General features: G+C 67.5%; 19 protein-coding genes. 8 read left to right on the top strand and 11 right to left on the bottom strand.

Annotated elements, in window-relative coordinates:
- Nucleotides 1–25 precede the first annotated feature (25 nt).
- Entirely contained in the window at nt 26–1,087 is a 1,062-nt protein-coding gene (locus J0X27_RS17730; protein WP_207270457.1) for a DNA methyltransferase, read from the bottom strand.
- 119 nt (nt 1,088–1,206) lie between these two features.
- On the opposite strand from J0X27_RS17730, the gene J0X27_RS17725 reads away from it, so the two are divergent.
- A complete protein-coding gene (locus J0X27_RS17725; RefSeq protein ID WP_207270456.1) occupies nt 1,207–2,184 on the top strand; it encodes a calcium/sodium antiporter in 978 nt (325 codons plus the stop codon).
- A gap of 181 nt (nt 2,185–2,365) precedes the next feature.
- Nucleotides 2,366–3,439, top strand: a complete 1,074-nt coding sequence (locus J0X27_RS17720) for a glutathione S-transferase family protein (protein ID WP_207270455.1) — start codon at nt 2,366–2,368, stop codon at nt 3,437–3,439.
- 15 nt (nt 3,440–3,454) lie between these two features.
- Here J0X27_RS17720 and J0X27_RS17715 read toward each other — a convergent pair whose 3' ends face one another.
- From J0X27_RS17715 to J0X27_RS17700, 5 genes are all read right to left on the bottom strand, one after another.
- The gene (locus J0X27_RS17715) at nt 3,455–3,793 is read right to left on the bottom strand and encodes a DUF7535 family protein (protein ID WP_207270454.1); all 339 of its coding nucleotides are present in this window, start codon (nt 3,791–3,793) and stop codon (nt 3,455–3,457) included.
- 126 nt (nt 3,794–3,919) lie between these two features.
- Nucleotides 3,920–4,462 (bottom strand): hypothetical protein, encoded by a 543-nt coding sequence (locus J0X27_RS17710; RefSeq protein ID WP_224214527.1) that lies wholly within the window; start codon nt 4,460–4,462, stop codon nt 3,920–3,922.
- A complete protein-coding gene (locus tag J0X27_RS18050) occupies nt 4,459–4,713 on the bottom strand; it encodes a hypothetical protein (protein ID WP_224214528.1) in 255 nt (84 codons plus the stop codon). The genes J0X27_RS17710 and J0X27_RS18050 overlap by 4 nt, the downstream gene beginning before the upstream one ends.
- Nucleotides 4,714–4,797: 84 nt before the next feature.
- Nucleotides 4,798–5,601, bottom strand: coding sequence for an NAD-dependent epimerase/dehydratase family protein (locus J0X27_RS17705; protein ID WP_207270453.1), 804 nt, complete (start codon nt 5,599–5,601; stop codon nt 4,798–4,800).
- 88 nt (nt 5,602–5,689) lie between these two features.
- Nucleotides 5,690–6,703, bottom strand: a complete 1,014-nt coding sequence (locus tag J0X27_RS17700) for an alcohol dehydrogenase catalytic domain-containing protein (protein ID WP_207270452.1) — start codon at nt 6,701–6,703, stop codon at nt 5,690–5,692.
- A 106-nt stretch (nt 6,704–6,809) separates the two neighbouring features.
- Here J0X27_RS17700 and J0X27_RS17695 point away from each other — a divergent pair, with 106 nt between their 5' ends.
- Complete coding sequence (locus tag J0X27_RS17695) at nt 6,810–7,184, top strand: 2Fe-2S iron-sulfur cluster-binding protein (RefSeq protein WP_207270451.1); 375 nt, start codon at nt 6,810–6,812, stop codon at nt 7,182–7,184.
- Nucleotides 7,185–7,261: 77 nt separating this feature from the next.
- Entirely contained in the window at nt 7,262–7,696 is a 435-nt protein-coding gene (locus J0X27_RS17690; protein WP_207270450.1) for a thiol-disulfide oxidoreductase DCC family protein, read from the top strand.
- 57 nt (nt 7,697–7,753) lie between these two features.
- Here J0X27_RS17690 and J0X27_RS18045 read toward each other — a convergent pair whose 3' ends face one another.
- The 3 genes from J0X27_RS18045 to J0X27_RS17680 all read right to left on the bottom strand — a co-directional run bounded on the left by J0X27_RS18045 (nt 7,754) and on the right by J0X27_RS17680 (nt 10,619).
- Nucleotides 7,754–7,927 carry a cupredoxin domain-containing protein gene (locus tag J0X27_RS18045; RefSeq protein ID WP_242634250.1) on the bottom strand — a complete coding sequence of 58 codons (174 nt, stop codon included), beginning with the start codon at nt 7,925–7,927 and terminating at the stop codon, nt 7,754–7,756.
- A gap of 50 nt (nt 7,928–7,977) precedes the next feature.
- On the bottom strand, nt 7,978–9,168 hold the full coding sequence (locus J0X27_RS17685; protein ID WP_224214529.1) for a hypothetical protein: 1,191 nt from the start codon (nt 9,166–9,168) through the stop codon (nt 7,978–7,980).
- A 170-nt stretch (nt 9,169–9,338) separates the two neighbouring features.
- Nucleotides 9,339–10,619 carry a DUF7405 family protein gene (locus tag J0X27_RS17680; RefSeq protein ID WP_207270449.1) on the bottom strand — a complete coding sequence of 427 codons (1,281 nt, stop codon included), beginning with the start codon at nt 10,617–10,619 and terminating at the stop codon, nt 9,339–9,341.
- Between the two features lie 108 nt (nt 10,620–10,727).
- Between J0X27_RS17680 and dps the strand changes: the two genes are divergently transcribed.
- Nucleotides 10,728–11,387, top strand: coding sequence for a DNA protection during starvation protein (gene dps, locus J0X27_RS17675; protein ID WP_207270448.1), 660 nt, complete (start codon nt 10,728–10,730; stop codon nt 11,385–11,387).
- A 113-nt stretch (nt 11,388–11,500) separates the two neighbouring features.
- Nucleotides 11,501–11,980 (top strand): SRPBCC domain-containing protein, encoded by a 480-nt coding sequence (locus J0X27_RS17670; RefSeq protein ID WP_207270447.1) that lies wholly within the window; start codon nt 11,501–11,503, stop codon nt 11,978–11,980.
- A 29-nt stretch (nt 11,981–12,009) separates the two neighbouring features.
- On the opposite strand, the gene J0X27_RS17665 is transcribed toward J0X27_RS17670, so the two are convergent.
- On the bottom strand, nt 12,010–12,669 hold the full coding sequence (locus J0X27_RS17665; protein WP_207270446.1) for an HAD family hydrolase: 660 nt from the start codon (nt 12,667–12,669) through the stop codon (nt 12,010–12,012).
- 258 nt (nt 12,670–12,927) lie between these two features.
- Between J0X27_RS17665 and J0X27_RS17660 the strand changes: the two genes are divergently transcribed.
- Both J0X27_RS17660 and J0X27_RS17655 read left to right on the top strand, forming a co-directional pair.
- On the top strand, nt 12,928–14,418 hold the full coding sequence (locus J0X27_RS17660) for an HTTM domain-containing protein (protein ID WP_207270445.1): 1,491 nt from the start codon (nt 12,928–12,930) through the stop codon (nt 14,416–14,418).
- Between the two features lie 152 nt (nt 14,419–14,570).
- Nucleotides 14,571–15,164 carry a DUF6735 family protein gene (locus J0X27_RS17655; protein ID WP_207270444.1) on the top strand — a complete coding sequence of 198 codons (594 nt, stop codon included), beginning with the start codon at nt 14,571–14,573 and terminating at the stop codon, nt 15,162–15,164.
- Between the two features lie 20 nt (nt 15,165–15,184).
- Here J0X27_RS17655 and J0X27_RS17650 read toward each other — a convergent pair whose 3' ends face one another.
- A complete protein-coding gene (locus J0X27_RS17650) occupies nt 15,185–16,960 on the bottom strand; it encodes a DNA mismatch repair protein (protein ID WP_207270443.1) in 1,776 nt (591 codons plus the stop codon).
- Nucleotides 16,961–16,971 lie beyond the last annotated feature (11 nt).

Genomic DNA, 16,971 nt, shown 5'->3' with positions numbered 1-16,971 from the left:
AAGTCGGACGCACCTCCCTCGCCGTTCAGTTTTCCGTTTCGGACGCCGCCTCGGGTCGGAAGACGAGGACGTTCTGGTGGACCATCGAGGGGACGAAGGAGAAGGGGTAGCCGTAGACGTGCAGGTCCTTCGTCGGATCGTACCAGATCTGGTTCGCCGCGAGCGTCAACGGTGCCGTCGATTCGATCGCCCGCGCGAGATCCGCCGAGAGGAACTCGTAGGACTGGTCGCGGTACATGTCACCGATGAAGACGACGACGTGGCCGTCCGGCGCGACGGCGTCCGTAAACCGGTCGAACGTGGTCGCCATATCGGCCAGCCAGTCGGCTTTCGTCCGGCGATCGTCGATCCCCTCGTCCGCATCGACGGCAGCCTCGTCGGTCGTCGCGCCGCCGAACGACCCCAGTTTGCTCTCTCGAGTCGCCCGCTCGTTGCGCGTCTGCTCGCGTTCGTCCATGTCCCAGTAGGGAACGTCGGTCAACAGGAGGTCGACGGACTCGTCAGGCACGTCGTCGATCAGATCGACACAATCGCCGTGTCGCATGTCCTGTTCGGCGAGCGGTGGCTCGCCACGTGCCCGGCGCTCCTCGTTTTCCGCCTCGAGGACCTCCCGGTAGATCTCGATCCAGCGCTCCGTGCGCTCGAAGCCGATCGCCTCCCGGAGGCCGGTGCCGTCGTGTTCGCAGAAACTCGCGCCGAGCAGGGTCCCGCCGACGCCCGCGAACGGATCGAGGACGGTGTCGCCGGCTTTGCTGAACCGGCCGATCAGCTCCGCACAGAGTCGCGGCGGTTTCTGGCCGCCGTGTTCGCTGCGCAGGTCGTGCTGGACGGCGGGTGGGTACCCCTCCGCGATCACGGACTTCGTGGCGTACTTCCACTCCTTGCCCGTGAGGTCGTTCACTCGATTGCGCTCGTCGTAGATCCCGCGTCCCTCCACGTAGCGCTGGTGGTCGGCCAGGTCGTCGGTATCGATCACCTCGCCGTCCTCCACCGGCAGGGACTCCTCCCGTGCACGGTCGGCGTCGAACGCGCCGTCGTCGTCCGTGAACAGGCGGCTCTGGCGGTGTCGATCCCCGTCGTCTGCCATACCTCGTGTGCTCACGCCGGTCGCATAAACGCTTGTTCTCCGGCCGCCCGGCGCGGGTCGGCCGCCGTTTCCGGTTGCCCGCCGTTTTTGACGCTTCCCTGCGAAAGTCCCTGCTATCGATGGTACTCGTGGGAGACGTCGTCCTGCTCGGTGTTGCCGTCGTTGCCCTGTGGATCGGTGCGCGGTCGCTCGTCACCGGCGCTTCGAGACTCGCCAGCGCGGCCGGCGTGTCCGCGCTCGTGATCGGCCTCACCGTCGTCGCCTTCGGAACCTCCGCGCCCGAGGTCGTCGTTTCGACCGGAGCCGCGCTCGAGGGCCGAGGTGACGTCTCGGTCGGAAACGTGGTCGGTTCGAACGTCTTCAATCTCGGCGTGATCCTCGGACTCGTCGCCGTTATCGCACCGTTTCGTGTGACGGAGACGCTCCTCCGCCGCGACGCGCTCGCGATGGCCGCGGCGACGGTCGTCGCGGCTGCCGTCCTCGTCGACGGCGTCGCGTCGCGGCTCGACGGGGCGGTCCTCCTCGTGGTGCTGAGTTGCTATCTCGGTGTGCTCTGGATCGCGATTCGACGGGAAAACGACGGTGCCGGCGGAAGATCCGGGTCGGCCGATGGATCGATGGCCGTTCCCGACGCCCGCGATCGAACCGAGGTCCGATTCGGTCTCGAGGGCGGACGCGTCCTCGCCGGTCTCGTTCTCGTCATCGTCGGGGGGCGCGTGCTGGTCGAGTCGGCGGTCGGGCTCGCGCTCGCTGCCGGTGTCTCGGAGTGGGCGATCGGTGCGACCGTCGTCGCGGCCGGCACCTCGATTCCGGAACTCGTGACCTCCGTCGTGGCCGCCCGTCGCGGCGACACGGAAATCGCCGCCGGGAACGTCGTCGGCTCGAACGTCTTCAACGTCCTCGGCGTGTTGGGAATCGCCGCGTTCACCCGACCGCTGACCGTCGATCCCGCCGTCTTCGTCGCGCTGACGTGGCTGGGCGTGCTGACCGCGTTCGCGACGGTCGTGCTCGCGACCGGACGACGAGTGACCAGACTCGAGGGCGTTGTTCTCGTGATCCTCGGTGCGGGTTATTCGATCGTGAGTCTGGGAGGCTGATACGATCCCCTGTCCGTCAGTGCCGGTGGGATCAGGACCGCCCTGCGGTCCCACCGGGACATCGGGACAACAAATCGTATGAGCCGACGGCCAGGAGAGCGACCGACGGCGAGCCGTCGTAAGAACCCGGTGACGCGAGTGTTAGCGAGACCATTTGTATCCAGCCACCCTCCGTTCGCGTATGAACATGCTCGTCGACGGCGAGTGGCGAACCGACGCCTACGAGTCGACTGACGACGACGGCTCGTTCGAACGGCAGACGACTCCCTTCCGGGACGAAATCCGGGACGATCCCGACGCCCGGTTCCAGCCGGAGGCCGGCCGGTACCACCTCTACGTCTCGTACGCGTGCCCCTGGGCCCACCGAACGCTCGTGACGCGGGCGCTGCTGGGACTCGAGGACGCGATTTCCGTCTCGATCGTCGATCCCTACCGCGGCGAGGACGGCTGGCAGTTCACGCCGGAGAAGGAGGGCTGTACGCGCGATCACGTCCGCGACGCCGACTACTTGCGGGAACTGTACGTGGCGGCGGATCCCGACGCCACCTGCCGCGTGACGGTCCCCGTCCTCTGGGACAAACGCGAGGAGACCATCGTGAACAACGAGTCCGCGGAGATCATGCGGATGCTCGACACCGAATTCGGGATCGTCGCCTCGCGGGACGTGGACCTCTATCCCGAGGGGTACCAGGACGACGTCGACCGGATCATCGACGAGATCTACGAGCCGATCAACAACGGCGTCTACCGCGCCGGCTTCGCCACGAAGCAGGGGCCCTACGACGAGGCCGTCGACGACCTCTTTTCGGCGCTCGACCGCTGGGACGAGGTGCTGGCCGACCAGCGCTACCTCGTCGGCGACCGGCTGACCGAAGCGGATATCGCGATGTTCACGACGCTCGTTCGATTCGACAACGTCTACCACACACACTTCATGTGTAACGTCCAGTACGTCCGCGAGTACGAGAACCTCTGGCCGTACCTACGGGATCTGTATCAGACGGGCGTCGCCGACCGACGGGAGGGGACGCCAGACGAGCGAACGGGGACCGAAGGGACCCGTGAAACCGTCGTCGCCCGGACGGTGAACATGGATCACATCAAGGAACACTACTACACGACCCACCCCGACGTGAACCCACACCGGATCGTCGCCCGCGGGCCCGACCTGGACTTCGAGGCCGCCCACGACCGCGACGAACTCCCCGGCGGCCCGCCGTCGGACCTCGTTCGGGCGACCAGTGCCGACGACTAGCCGAGAAAAAGGGCCTTACGATTCCGCCGTCGTCTGGTCCGCCTCGGTTCCACCGGCAGCGTCGACGCCTTCGGCGTCGGGCTCTTCGGCCTCTGCCGCCGCAGCTTCGGCAGCCTCGGTCTCGGCCGCTTCGAGACGGTCAGATCGACTCCGACCGGATTCGCGACGCCAGTCCTCGAAGCTGTGTTCGATTTCTTCGTCCGCGACGAACACCTTCCAAAGAACCCACGCGACGGCGATGACGGGAAGCAACGGGAGCAAGACGACCGCGAGTATCGCGGCCATGATATAACCGAACAGGGACATCTGGGTGTTCGGCCCGTAGCCCGTCGACTCGGACACCTTGACTGACATGCGTGTGGGGTACGAACGTGTCGGTATTCCGTCTTTCGATCCCGCGAGTGGTCGCGGGACCGCGGACACCTCCTCCGTCTCCGTTCGATCAGCCCCCCCGTGCGACAGAGCGGAGACGACGAGCCCTTACAGCTCGTAGTGGTCTTCGATTGTGAACGTCTCGTCGGGTTCCGGGACCCCGAATTCGGACTGATGAACGATCGCGGCCGACGTGTCGATCCCGTGGATGCCGTATTCGTACTCCGGTCCGCGCCGCACGAGCGGGTCCCCGAACGCCTCGAGTCGCGGTCCGTACTCCGACTCCAGAGTCTCGAGCGTCGCTCGGTCGACGACGATCCACTTGAACGACCCGCTCCCTTCGTCGAGGAGCAACATTCGCACGCCGATCGCAGCGAGAACGGTGTCGTTCAGTGCCGTCCCGAGCGCTCGGAACATGTTACTCGGCTGCGCTCCGTCAGTCGGTGGGTAGCGAAACGCGGCCGTCGCAACGGGTTCGTCCGTCTCGTCGACCACCACCAGTCTGAACGCCCTGGGATGATCCGGGTGTTCGGGCTCGATCCACTCGTCGGCCCCGATGCTCCGGAACTCGAACCCGTATCCGAACTCGGCGAGCGCCTCGTTCAGCAGGAACTCGAGGTTGCGTTTGTGGTGGTACGTGTGGTCCGTCACGACTCCCCTGGGGCTCCCGCTGAGCACGTCCTGTATCGTCCCCGTTTTCGCGGATCGTGGACCGCTGTCGGATCCGAGTCGCCAGACTGCGTCCCGTGAGAAGCGACGGCGTTCGTCGCATCGGGTATCGAATCGGGGGCTTCGATCGCGCCGTCGACGATCTCCTCGTCGGAGAGGCCGAACTGATGGAGGACGTCGACGACGTCCGCTGCAGCGGCGATCGCTTCGTCGGGTGGCGACTCGCGGCTCATGCAGTTACCACTCTGTCACGGACGCATATTCGTTCTGGTAAGTTGATACGCGTCCGCAGGTCCGGCTGTCGACGGATCGCGGGATCAGGCCGTCTCGAGGCCGTCCCGACCGTCCGACTCGTCGCGCAGGACGGCTTCGGCGTCGTCTCGCGGTCGATACCCGAGGTCGCGCATGGTTTCGGCGAGCGAGAGGAACCGTTCGGCGTTGTCCGAGATGCCGTGTGCGATCAGGGGCGATCCCTCGAGCGTCGCCGTCGCGGCCGCGTCGAGCAGCCGTCGGCAGTCGCCGGGACTGAGCCACATCGCGCGGGCGTAGCGCTCGCCGGCACCGTCGCGGTCCCGACACTCCTGGCGGAGTTCCTCGCGGGTGAGCAGCCAGCCGATCCGCAGGTTCACGACCTCGAGCCCGTGTCGGTTCGCGTAGTACGATCCCATCGCCTCGCCGAAGACCTTCGTGACGCCGTAGTAGGTGTCGGGGTCCGTCGGATCCTCGGGACGAACGATCTCGGGGTTGCCGACCGTCGACTCCGGCCGGATCCCCGAGACGGTGTTTTTCATGTTGACCGCGTGGTTCGAACTCGCGAAGATCACGCGCTCGAGGTCGTTCTCCGCCGCGGCCTCGAGGGCGTTGTAGACGCCGTCGACGTTCGGCCCTCGCACCTCGTCCCACTCCGCTCGCGGCGAGGGGTTGGCCGCGAGGTGGAGCAGGACGTCCTGGCCCTCGAGGGCGTCCACGAACGCCTCGCGCTCGGTGATCTCGAGGATCTCCGTCTCGAGATCCGGGGTCTCGTGGTGGGAAAAGAGCGTGAGTTCGTGGTCGTCGGGAAACGCGTCGATGGCCTCCCGACCGACGTTGCCCGCCGCACCGGTGATCGCGATCCGTGTCATACCGATTCGACAGCAGCGGGGCAGAAATAGGTCGGGGCAGCGTCTCCTTGCCTCGTCGTGAGTCAGTCAGTTCCAGCGTCGCGCGACCCTACGGTTCGACGACGATCTTGCCGACGCTCTCGCGTTCTTGCATCGCCGCGAAGGCCTCGTCCGTGTCTGCGAGCGCGTACGTCCGGTCGATTTCGGGTGCCAACTCGCCGTCTGTGGTGAGTTCGACGAGCCGCCGGAGGTCGTCCTGGGTACCCATCGTGGAGCCGACGACGCGCTTGTGGCCAAGGAAGAGGTTCGTGACGTCGATCGTCGACTCGTTGCCGGCCGTGCGGCCGCAGATCGCCATCGTGCCGCCACGGCGCAGTACCGACTGGCCGAGTCGGGTGAACTCGCCGCCGAGATGGTTGATCACCGCGTCCGGCGTGCCGATCGCCTCGACGCCGTCTCGGATCTCGTCGATCGCCGTCGATTCGATGCCGTGATCGAGGCCGAGGTCGCGGACGCGCTCGAGTTTCGCCGCCGAAGAAGACGTGCCGACGGTCTCGGCACCGAAAACGGATGCGAGTTGGACCGTCGCGACGCCGACGCCGCCGGTCGCGCCGGGGACGAAGACCAGGTCGCCGGGGCCGACCTCGGCCCGCCGGAGCATGTGAAACGCGGTCATGTACGCCGTCGGGATCGCGGCGGCGGTCGTCGCGTCGACGTCGTCGGGCAGCGGAACGAGCCGGTCGCCCCGCACGCAGGCGGTCTCCGCGAGGCCGCCGTGAAACAGTGCGAATCGCTCACACATGTTCTCGGGCCCCTCCCGACAGAACCGACAGGAACCACAGGTCTCGTTCGGACAGAGGACGACCCTGTCGCCGGGCTCGACGCCTCGAACGTCCTCGCCCACCTCGCTCACGACGCCGGCCACGTCCAGCCCCGTGACGAAGGGCAAGTCGTCGGCGTCGACCATCGCCGAGTCCCCCTCGAGGATCCAGAGGTCGTGGCGGTTGATGGCACAGGCCGTCACGTCGACCAGCGCCTCGCCGGGGCCGGGCTCGGGGTCGGGCCGGTCGATCGTACTCACTCCCTCGGGGCCGCTCAGGTCGGTGAAGGCTGCGGCTCGCATTGGGGTTGCGTCGGCCTCGAGGGTAAAGACCCTAGGGAAGCCGGCACTGGAGGGACTTGCGACCGTCCGGCCCAGTCCTTTTTCGCGGCGAGCACGATGTCTACCCGTGACGGAGCCCACCACGTGGGACGTCGAACTTCGCGTGCCCGACGACGCCGACCTGGCCCTCGCCGGCGAGTCCCGGACGCTCGAAGTCCGCGCCGACCAGTCGATCCTCGCGGCGGCCCGCGCGGCGGGCATCTGGCTCTCGGCGGACTGCCAGCAGGGGTGGTGTATCACCTGCGGCGCGAAACTCCTCTCAGGCGAGGTCGATCACAGTCAGGCCAAGCGGTACTACCCGGAAGACGAGGCGGCGAACTTCGTCCTCACCTGCGTCGCGCGTCCCCGCGCCGATTGCGTCATCGAAGTCGAACGGTACGGCGAACTGCTCCAGCATCGGGCCGACCACGACAGGCCGCCGGGGCGGTCGAAACTCGGCTAGGGACGGAGCGCGTCGCGGGGACGGTCCCGGCAACTGCCGTCCGAACGTTTTCCGGTCCCGTGACCTACGGAGTCGATATGTCCGGGCCCCAGTTCACGGGCATCCTGCTCTACGACGGCGACTGTCCGTTCTGCTCGGCCGTCTCGACCGCGATACGCCGACTCGAGTCCGTCGGCGTCGTTCCGTGGGACGATCCGGTCGCACGGGCGTTCCTCGAGGCCCAGTTCGGCGAGACACCGTTCGCGCTGTTTTTCGTCGATATCGATTCCGAGACGGTCTGGGCGGGTCGGGCCGCGGCGACCGAACTGTGTGAGCGCGCCGGTATGCCGGTCCTCGTCCAGGACATCGTCGACGAGACCTACGAGCGGTTCGCGGACGCGGTGCAGTCCGTCTCTGGAACTGACCGCGAGATCGATCCCTATCACGACGCGTATCCGCTGGCCGACGACGCCGCGGCGCTGGTCGACGAGCTGGCGGCCAACGGGAATCGGACGCACGTGCCGAACGCCTGACCGCGGCACCCGAATAGCGGGCCGCCGAGGCTTCGAGCCGTCCGCTCGGGGCCTCGATCACTGCACGTCGATCGTGCCACGCATCGACTCGGGATGGACCTGACAGTAGTATTCGGCCATCTCGGCCGACGCCGTCACCGTGACCGACTGCGTCGTGCCTTCCTCGCTCATGAAATCCGAGGCGAGCAGCTCCTCGCCGCTCTCGTCTTCGATGGCGACGTTGTGCTGCAGGCCGTCGCCGTTCTCCCAGACGAGGACGTACTCGGCTCCCTCCTCGAGCGTCAGGGTCGGGTTTTCCGTCCCCGAGATTTCGTCTGGAGCTTCTCCTTGCCATCCCGACGTTTCACCGACGAGTCGGATGTCGGCTTCCGCGTCGGCCTCGCCGTTCTCCTCGGTCTCCCCGTCGTCAGCCCCGGGGAACTCCCAGTCCGCGAACGGCCCCTCGACGATCTCGTCTTGTTCCCACATCGCGTGGATGAACGGTTGCGTGTCGCCGTTCGGAAGCTCGAACGCGGTCGGGACCGATCGGACACCGGGCCGTCGGGCGTCGGCCTGATCGGCAGGACCACACCGTGAGTGTGATGGAGCTGTCCCGCGATGGTGTTCCCCGACTCGAGTGGCAGTTCCTCGTCGAGGACCATCCGGTAGCGCTCGTCGCGCACCGTCTGGGTCGTCATGAAGTGGACGACGCGGAACCCCTCCTCGGTCGCCAACTCGCCGTTGACGTGGAGGTTTCCGACGCCCCAGGAGGCAGCGTAGGTGTACACGTTCGGAAACAGCGGCGAGCCGGTTCCCGTAATCCCGTGGAGCGTGCGGTCCATCACGACGCCACCGCCGGTCTCGTACCCTGGGATCGGCGGTTGGATGACGTGATCGTGTTCGATTTCGTACTCGTTGCCCGCCGGGTCGGTGAACTGCGCGTCGAGGTCGATCGTATCCGACGTCTCTCCGGGCGATCCCGGAAGGTCGTACGGCTGTCGGTCCCCGTAGGTGATCTCGACGGAGCCGCTCGTCACTTCGGCCTCGTCGCTGTACAGCGTGGGTTCGGTCAGTCGCTGCTGGGCGATCGAATCCTCGTCCGCGTCCTCGATCGGGTCGCGAGTCTCGTCCGGTGCAGCGACGAGGAACGGAAGGTCCTCCAGCAGTTGCGGAACGGACTCCCCGAGGGGCGAGGGGAACTGTTCGGCTTGCTCGATCCGTGCCTCGAGCAGGTCGGTCCCGTTTCGCGGGTTCTCTTCGGTCCCGAACACCATCGGGCTCAATCGCCGCTCGCCGGGACGCACCCAGTAAAACGCGTTCTCCGGCGCTTGCCGCACGGTCGCCGTCGCTACGGACTCGTCACCGTCGTCACCCCCGGATCCGTCGCCGTTTCCACGATGGTCTTCGGTCGCGCCGACGCCGTATGCGCTCGCGACGCCGCCGATCGATACAGCCGCCCCCAGTTCGAGGAACCGCCGTCGTGATGACGCCATACGCGACGGACACCGAGGATGCCGATAAAGGACGTCCCGGTGGTGTATGCTGGCCGAATAGCCATCGATCACGAAAGTGAGAGCGCCCCAAAATGCACGTCGAACGACACGTCACGGGTCGTGAGTGACGAACGAAGCCAACTCCCACGAGCTGACATCGTGCCGAGTCGCTAGTCCGGATTTGCCTCGGGTAGGGCCCGACGTCCCCGCGGGGGAACGAGGTAGTTCGCCCGGCTCCGGACGGTGAGATACTGGAGGATACCGTTGTTCGTCCGCGAACTGACCGAGCCCTCCGTCAGGTCGGTGCCAGTCATCTCCCGTCGCGTTGTGACGAAGTCGGCGATCGAGCGCTGCAGGGAGAGGAAGTGGACGGCCGCCTGACCGTCGTCGGTCGAGTCGAAGTCCCGCCGCAGGATGATCGGCTCGCCGTCCTCGCGGGCGCGAGCGGCCTTCTGTGCGTGACCGACCGTTCCCTCGTTTCGCGCGTCGTCGGCTGCGCTCCCGCCGACCTCGGCGACCCGGCTCGAGTCCCCGAGATTGTCGCCGGCACCCTCCACGAGGTCGTCTTCGGCGTGGGTCGGCGAGAACATCTTGGCGACGCGCTGGTCGCGGCTGTCCTGTTCGTACCACTGGTGGAGGTGCAACTGGATCTTCGAGAGGTGGATCGTCGTCCCGCCCGCGAAGGGGCCGTCCCGGATCGTTACCCGATCTTCGCTCGCCTGTGTCTTCCTGAACCCCGATTTGAACCCCATGAACATCGGGGCATCCTCCGGGACGGGCTCGCCGTCCGGAATGCCGCTGACGCCCGACTGGCGCTCCGCCGGGAGGCCGGGGCCGATGAATCCCGTTCGTCGCTCTGCGACGTCGAAGATGCCGTCGAACGTGTCCTCGACCGTGATGCCGTTGAGGTCGTCGAGTTCGCCCTTCAGGGCCTCTTCGACGCTCAGCGTGACGTGGCCGTGGTCGCTGGCGAGGTGGAGCAAGGCGTCGTACTCGTCGAGCCGGGGGTCCTCGATCGGGGCGAGCGCTTCGGGGGCGGGGAGGTCGACGCTCTCCGGAAGCTCCTCGTCGAACCGGTCGAAGTACGTCGGGCCGTAGCCGATCGTGAACGCCAGCCCGTCGTTTCCACGCTCGTACGCGCGTTCGAGGGTTCGGAACGCGGCCTCGAGCCGCTCGCGTTCGCCGTCGGCGGCTGCCGGGCCGTCCCCGACGTACTCGAGACCGAGCAGGAGGTGGTGCTCGGGCGGTTCGACGTTGCCGTGGTCGTCCGTCGCGAGGAAGTCGTTCCAGGCGTGTTGGCGGTCGGGAAGCTCCTCGGGAGCGCGCGTTGCCTGTGGGACGTCCTCGGTCTCTTCGCGCTGGAGGCAGGCAGCGAGTGCGCTCGCACCACCGATGGCGACGGCGCTGCGGACGAACGCACGACGCGACAGTCCGCGGTCCGAACCGTTCATACACGACCCTCAGGGGGTGACGAGTAAGGATATTGCGGTTACACCGATCGGAACGGTAGCAGTTGCAAGCAAAGATTGATGCCTCGAGTGCTGGGAGTGGACCGGTGAATGTCCGACGAGAAACCACACGCGGCAGGCGACGTCGATGCAGGAGACACGAGCGAGCGCGTCGGCATGGCCGTCCTTCGCGAGCGCGGGCTCGACCCCGAGGAACTGCGCGAGAAACTGATCGACGCGATCGGTGCCGAGTTCACGACGTACTACTACTATACGAACCTCCGAATGCACCTCGCCGGACACGAGGATTACAAGGAGATCACCGAGGACGCCCGCCTCGAGGACCGGGCGCACTTCGAACTGGTCGCGCCCCGGGTGTACGAACTCGGCGGTGCTCTCCCCAACGACATTCGGGACTTCGCCGATCGGGCCTCCTGTCCCGACGCCGAGGTCCCGACCCCGATGGCCGGCGACGGGAGCTTCGACACCGAGTCGCTCGACGCCGAGGGCATCCTCGAGGTGCTGCTCGAGGCCGAACGCTGTGCGATCCGGACGTGGTCGGAGATCTGCGATATGACCCACGGGAAAGACCCTCGGACCTACGACATGGCCTCGCGCATCCTGCAGGAGGAGATCGAACACGAGGCGTGGTTCGTCGAACTCCTCTCGATGGAGCGGGACGGCGAGATCAACCCGGCGGGTCACTTCGTCCGGGGCGAACCCGGCGACGCGCCGCTCTCGACGAACCGGCGGTTCAACGACAGCGCGTGAGCAACCCGGCGGTCCGAATCGATCGAGAATCGGGGCCGAGCCCCGGCGAATCGTCCCTCGGTTCGCGGTCGACGACCGGCACAGCCATCCGTCTTCGAGTGGTACACACCCACATGAAACAGGTCGAGGTGTTCGCCGAAATCGACGCCCCGCCAGCGGTCGTCTGGGAGGCCCTCCTCTCGTTCGACACCTACCCCGAGTGGGATCCCATCGAGGGCACCATTACGGGGGTCGCGATCGATGCGACGACCCCTCGGCGCGGGGCGGATGCGTCCGACTTCGGCCGGTTGCTCGACGGTCCGATAGCGATCACTGTCGAACCCACCCGACGACTCGCCTGGCTCGACCGACTCGCGGTCCCGTTCGCGTTCGATCGGTACCACGAGTTCCACCTCGACCCGATCGACGGTGAGCGCCCCGCGTCGGACGCGCGCGACGACGACGGTCGGCGCACCCGATTGCTCCAGCGGGAGACGGTTCGGGGCGCGTTCGTGCCGTTCACGTTCGACGAAGCTCGCGTCGAGCGCGCGTTCGTCCGGATGAACGAGGCGATCGCCGCCCGCGCCGAACGCCTGGCGAGCGCGCCCGCGTAACCGTCGCCGATCTCGGCGATGCGGCCCCGTCAGACCAGATCGGATACCGCCGCGAGCGACTCGAGTTCGTGGGCCGGCTCCCGCGAGAGCTCGTAGCCGGTGCGGTGATCGCGCCGGATGAACGCGGCGTCGATGTCGGCCGCATCGGCCGCGGCCACGTCGACCCTGCTGTCGCCCACGTACAGCGGGTTCTCGGCTCCCAGCTCCGTACACGCCCGTTCGAGGTAGTACGGCGTCGGCTTCTTGCGCTCGATGCCCTCGAGCGTCGGCTCGCGGCCATACCAGACGTCGAACCCCGCGAGATCGCAGTGCTCGAGGACGTTGCCGATCGTCTCGTGTTGATTGTTGCTGACGATCCCCGTCGGGACCGACAGCGACTCGAGGGTCGTAACGTCGTCGTAGTGGCGTTTCTCGCCGCGCCGGAGCTCTGCGAGCTGGGCCGCGATTGCGGCCTCTTCGCGGGCCGTCCAGAGTTCGTCGGGCTCGACGCCGTGGTCGGCCGCGAGCCGACGGAGGGAGGGAAGGTCCGGGCTGAGCAGCGTGTCGACGTGATCGGCAGCCGGATCGGTGACGCCGACGGTTTCGAAAGCATCGTGCATCGCGTCGATCAGCACGTCTCGATCCGTCGGCGTCGTCAGGACGCCGTCGTTGTCGAAGATGACCGCATCGTACGCCATCTGCGTTGTCATGTCCCACTATACGGCGTGGTAGGGTTTCGGTGTTGTCCCCGGTCACAGGTGCCGTCGTCGCGTCGGAACGGAGAGCCACGACAGCTACAGGAGATCGTCTGCCGTCGCCCACTGCGGTAGATCTCTACCTGCGGCTCGGTGGCCCCGCCGAACGGAGCCGGCCGTCGGTCGTCCCCCGAGAACGTTTCCGTCGCGAGAGTAACGAGAAAACACTTATACACCGACTGACAATCCGCGATCGACTTCAGTGGTCTCCCTATGACTGCCGCCGGATCCGAACGGACGACGACTGCTGGTGACGGGACGACGCTCGCAGCGTTTCGAGCCCTCGTCCGCTCGCGTCTCGGGATCGATCCGCGGGCGCTGGCCGCGTTCCGGATCGGATTGGGGCTCGTCGTCCTCCTCGATCTGTTCCTCCTCCGGGCACCGGGGCTCGCCACGTTTTACACGGACGACGGCGTCCTCCCGCGGTCGGCCCTCGCTGAGATCTCGCCCACGCTCGAGACGTGGTCGCTTCACGCCCTCTCGGGATCGATCTGGCTGCAAGCGATCCTCCTCGCGGTCACTGCCGTCGCCGCCGCCTGCCTGCTCGTCGGCTACCGACATCGGCTCGCGGCGATCCTCACGGCAGCGTTGCTCGCGTCGCTGTACGCGCGCAACCCGTATCTGGTCAACGGCGGCGACACGATCCTGCTGTCGCTGCTCGTCCTCGCAGCCGCCCTCCCGCTTTCCGGACGGTGGGCAGTTCGCGCCAGTCGCCTCGAGGACCCTCCCACCGCGCCGGACCGTCGCAGCCCGCCACGCGTGGTTTCGGCCGGGACCGCGGTACTCCTCCTCCATATCGTCGTCATCTACGCGATCAACGCGCTCCTCAAGTTCCGGAGCGACGCCTGGATGGCCGGGGTGGCGGTCCAGCGGATCTTCCAACTCCAGGAGTTCGTCGCCTATCTCGGTCCGACGGTCGCGACGTCTCCACTCGCCCTGTTCGCGATCAACTGGCTCTGGATCGCCGTCCTGTCGGCGTCGGTGCTGCTCGTGGCCGCCACCGGCTGGCTCCGAATCGCGACCGTGCTGGCGTTCCTCGGTGCGCACCTCAGCATGGCGGCGACGATGCAACTCGGTGCCTTCCCGTTCGTCATGTGTTCCGTTTTGCTGGTGTTTCTCCCGCCAGCGATCTGGGAGCGTGCCGACCGACTCGTCTCGGGAACCTGCCTCGAGCGCCGTCTCCGGTCCGTCGCGACGGTGTCGTCTCCGATTGGGATTTCGCCTCGGATTCGACGCGGGGGACGACTCGCCGTGGCGGTCCTGCTCGTGGGCGGCTTCCTCGTCGTCGTGAGCTGGCAGGTGGTCGCAACAGGAGTCGTCGATACCGATGCGGGTGAGGAGGGCAGGCTAGCAAGCGCGAGCTGGGCGTTTTTCGCACCCGACCCGCCGTCGTCCTACGGCTGGTACGTCGTGGAAGCCGACCGCGAGTCCGGTCCGTCGACCGATCTGGTCACCGGTCGGCCAGTCACGTTCGACCGTCCGCCGGACGCCCTCGATCGGTATCCGTCGACCCTCTGGAAGCGGTACGGAACGAAGGGGGAAGGCGCGGGCCAGCCGGTCCTCGAGTCGACGGCAGCGTACTTCTGTGATCGGGCTCCCGACGACGTCGAATCGGTGACCATCTATCGGGTCGAACAGCCGGTCGACGGGGACGGCCCGGTCGGCGAGCCCAGTCCGGAGGAGCGGATCGCCAGAACGTGTTGACCGCCGGCCTGGTACTGAACGGGTGGTCCGCGTTTCCGAGCCAGTCCGGAGGTTCAAGTACGGAGAGCCGACCAGACCCCTCGTGACCCGCGATACGGTATCCCACTCGCGTCTCGAGCGGCCCGAGCCATGCGGTTTCGATCGGGTGGATCATGGGCCATAGGGCGCTCGTGGCGTACCGGCGACCCGATCGGCTCTACGACCTGCGATACAGCCACTGGGGCGGCGAGACGGTCGCGCTCGCCGACGAGATCACCGCCACGACGCCACTGGCCGACGGCGCGATCGAGGGGGCGCTGATCGCCGACTCGATCAGTCGGGCCCGCATCCTGACGGCGTATCTCGACCCCTGCGTTTACGAGGCGCTGTACCTCGTCACTCCGTCACGGAATTACGACGTCGACGCCTACCGCGTCTGCTGGCTCGAGTGGGGTGACGGCCGCGACGGTGGTCGCGGCGCGATCGTCGCCGTCGACTCCGAGGAAGACGGGACGGTCAGGCGCTGGTTTCGCGCGACCAAGACCGCGCTGGGCGACATCATCGAGATGGGTGCGCTCTCGCGGCGGGCCGCACAGGCGTATCTCGAGGCACGCGTCTGCGAGGAGCGCGACGGCATCCCCTATACCTACGGCGAGTCGCTCGACGACGGGGAATCGACGTACACGCCCACGGCGGATCGGTGGCTCGAGGCGGAGCGGCGCGAGTCGGAGGATCGGACCGACGGAGGCGGCGAACGCGGCGAATAAGGGCCGGATCGATCCGGGATTCACTCGGTGCTCGTCCACCGAGCGTCCGCGAGCGTTCGCTGGACGACCTCGTTGCCGACCGCCTCGGCCAGGGTCTCGAACCCGTCCCGCTCGGTCCGGTCGCTGGCGTTGGCGACGAGCCGAGAGACGATGAACTCCGGCGTCGAGCGGCCGACGGTATCGAACCGGGGCTGGTAGTCGACGAGCAACTCGAGGTCGGGATTCAGCCCCTCGGCGAAGATGCCGTCGACCCGCGCCTCCGGCGGGAGCGGCTCCAGGTCGTCCGCGAGGTGGGTAACGAACACGCCGAGTGCCTCCCGGTCGACCGAGAGCGTGACGAGGCCGTGTAACAGGTCCGCCGCGCTGCCCGGTTCCGTGATCGCCTCGAACTCGTCGACCAGCATCAGCGTCCGTCCGCCCGTCGAGAGCGGCGGGACGATCGAGCGCAGGGTGGACTCGAGGACGCCGGCGTTGAAGCTCGCGTGTCGCCGGTGGAAGACCAGCGAATCGACGGGCGTGACGTCGGCCCGGTCCGCGGGGACCGGCAGTCCCATCATCGCCAGCAATACGACCTGACACAGCGTCTCGAGCAGCGTCGTCTTCCCGCCGCTGTTCGCGCCCGTCAGGACGGCGACGCGCTCCTCGCCGGGGACCGAGTCGACGCCGTCGGGGACGTCGGTCACGCCGTGGTCGCCGAGTGCGTAGGTGACGGACTGGACCGACTCGTCGTCGCGCGCGGCGAGCGTGAGGTTCCGTGCGTTGACGACGGAGACGGCCGCCGCGTCCCCGTCGACGAACGCGGGGCGGGTACAGTCGTACTCGAGCGCGAAGCGAGCCAGCGAGAGGTGGAGGGCGATGTCGTCGACGGTTTCGACGGCGCGATCGATAGCGTCACGAGCCGTCTCGAGCGTTTCCTCGAGGTCGGTCGCGACGGACTGCTCGCGCTCGTCGACCGCGCTGGTCAGGTCGCTGCGGAGCGTCCGCAGGGTCCCGCCGACGAAGTCGGTCGCGTCCGTCGCGTCGGTGGGCATCGCGTCACGAACCCGATCGATCGTCACGTCCGTCTCGGTCAACAGGTGATCCTCGAAGGACTGCCGGAACTCCTCGGCATCGTTGACGCCCGCCGAGCGCAGGTCCTCGATCACCGCGAGCGCGTTGGCGTCCATGTCCTCGACGGCACCCAGCGCGTCTCTGAGGCGATCGAGTTCGTCGTCCGCACCCGCTCGGACCCTGCCGCCGTCCAGCGCCGCCAGCGCGTCGGCGGCGTCCGCGAGCCGCTCGCGCTCGAGGTCCGCGATCGCGGCGAAGGGGCCGGAGTCGACACCGGCCTCGAGCAACGCCATCGCGGCCTCGACGGCGGCGTGCTCGCTCCCCTCGCGCTCGTCGTAGCGCTCGTAGGCCTCGAGGACGGCGGTGCGGTCGGCCTCGCCGAGGCCGACCCAGGCGTCGCGGGCCGCGAGCACGTCGTCGAGTCGGTCTTCCATCGCCGCCCGGCTATCGAGCGGCGTGAGCACTCGAATCCGGTCGGCAGCGCGTTGCGTGACGGCGTGTTCGACCGCCAGATCCAGCAACTCCTTGTAAGCCGACCGTGCGTCGCTGGTCGCCAATAGATCCATGCCCGCGCCGCCGGTCGCCCGGCGCAGAATGCGGGTCGCTCGACCCCGGGCGAGCCCGGCGTCGGCGAGCGCCCGGACGTCGCCGCTTTCGATCGCCCGAATCGCTCGTTCCCGCCCTAACTCGTCGACCAGCGTCTCCCGCGTCTTCGGGCCGACTCCCCAGTACTCCTCGAGTCGCATACGCGATAGGT

The sequence above is a fragment of the Natrinema longum genome (assembly GCF_017352095.1).
GTDB lineage: Archaea > Halobacteriota > Halobacteria > Halobacteriales > Natrialbaceae > Natrinema > Natrinema longum.
This window is presented reverse-complemented; position numbering and strand designations above follow the sequence as displayed.

Coding starts and splice junctions, on each gene's coding strand:
- J0X27_RS17655 (WP_207270444.1), top strand. CDS start 14,571: ATGGGCCATAGGGCGCTCGTGGCGTACCGGCGACCCGATCGGCTCTAC.
- J0X27_RS17685 (WP_224214529.1), bottom strand. CDS start 9,168: ATGGCGTCATCACGACGGCGGTTCCTCGAACTGGGGGCGGCTGTATCG.
- J0X27_RS17715 (WP_207270454.1), bottom strand. CDS start 3,793: ATGTCAGTCAAGGTGTCCGAGTCGACGGGCTACGGGCCGAACACCCAG.
- J0X27_RS17650 (WP_207270443.1), bottom strand. CDS start 16,960: ATGCGACTCGAGGAGTACTGGGGAGTCGGCCCGAAGACGCGGGAGACG.
- dps (WP_207270448.1), top strand. CDS start 10,728: ATGTCCGACGAGAAACCACACGCGGCAGGCGACGTCGATGCAGGAGAC.
- J0X27_RS17700 (WP_207270452.1), bottom strand. CDS start 6,703: ATGCGAGCCGCAGCCTTCACCGACCTGAGCGGCCCCGAGGGAGTGAGT.
- J0X27_RS18050 (WP_224214528.1), bottom strand. CDS start 4,713: ATGAGCCGCGAGTCGCCACCCGACGAAGCGATCGCCGCTGCAGCGGAC.
- J0X27_RS17730 (WP_207270457.1), bottom strand. CDS start 1,087: ATGGCAGACGACGGGGATCGACACCGCCAGAGCCGCCTGTTCACGGAC.
- J0X27_RS17705 (WP_207270453.1), bottom strand. CDS start 5,601: ATGACACGGATCGCGATCACCGGTGCGGCGGGCAACGTCGGTCGGGAG.
- J0X27_RS17725 (WP_207270456.1), top strand. CDS start 1,207: ATGGTACTCGTGGGAGACGTCGTCCTGCTCGGTGTTGCCGTCGTTGCC.
- J0X27_RS17670 (WP_207270447.1), top strand. CDS start 11,501: ATGAAACAGGTCGAGGTGTTCGCCGAAATCGACGCCCCGCCAGCGGTC.
- J0X27_RS17665 (WP_207270446.1), bottom strand. CDS start 12,669: ATGACAACGCAGATGGCGTACGATGCGGTCATCTTCGACAACGACGGC.
- J0X27_RS17690 (WP_207270450.1), top strand. CDS start 7,262: ATGTCCGGGCCCCAGTTCACGGGCATCCTGCTCTACGACGGCGACTGT.
- J0X27_RS17660 (WP_207270445.1), top strand. CDS start 12,928: ATGACTGCCGCCGGATCCGAACGGACGACGACTGCTGGTGACGGGACG.
- J0X27_RS17680 (WP_207270449.1), bottom strand. CDS start 10,619: ATGAACGGTTCGGACCGCGGACTGTCGCGTCGTGCGTTCGTCCGCAGC.
- J0X27_RS17720 (WP_207270455.1), top strand. CDS start 2,366: ATGAACATGCTCGTCGACGGCGAGTGGCGAACCGACGCCTACGAGTCG.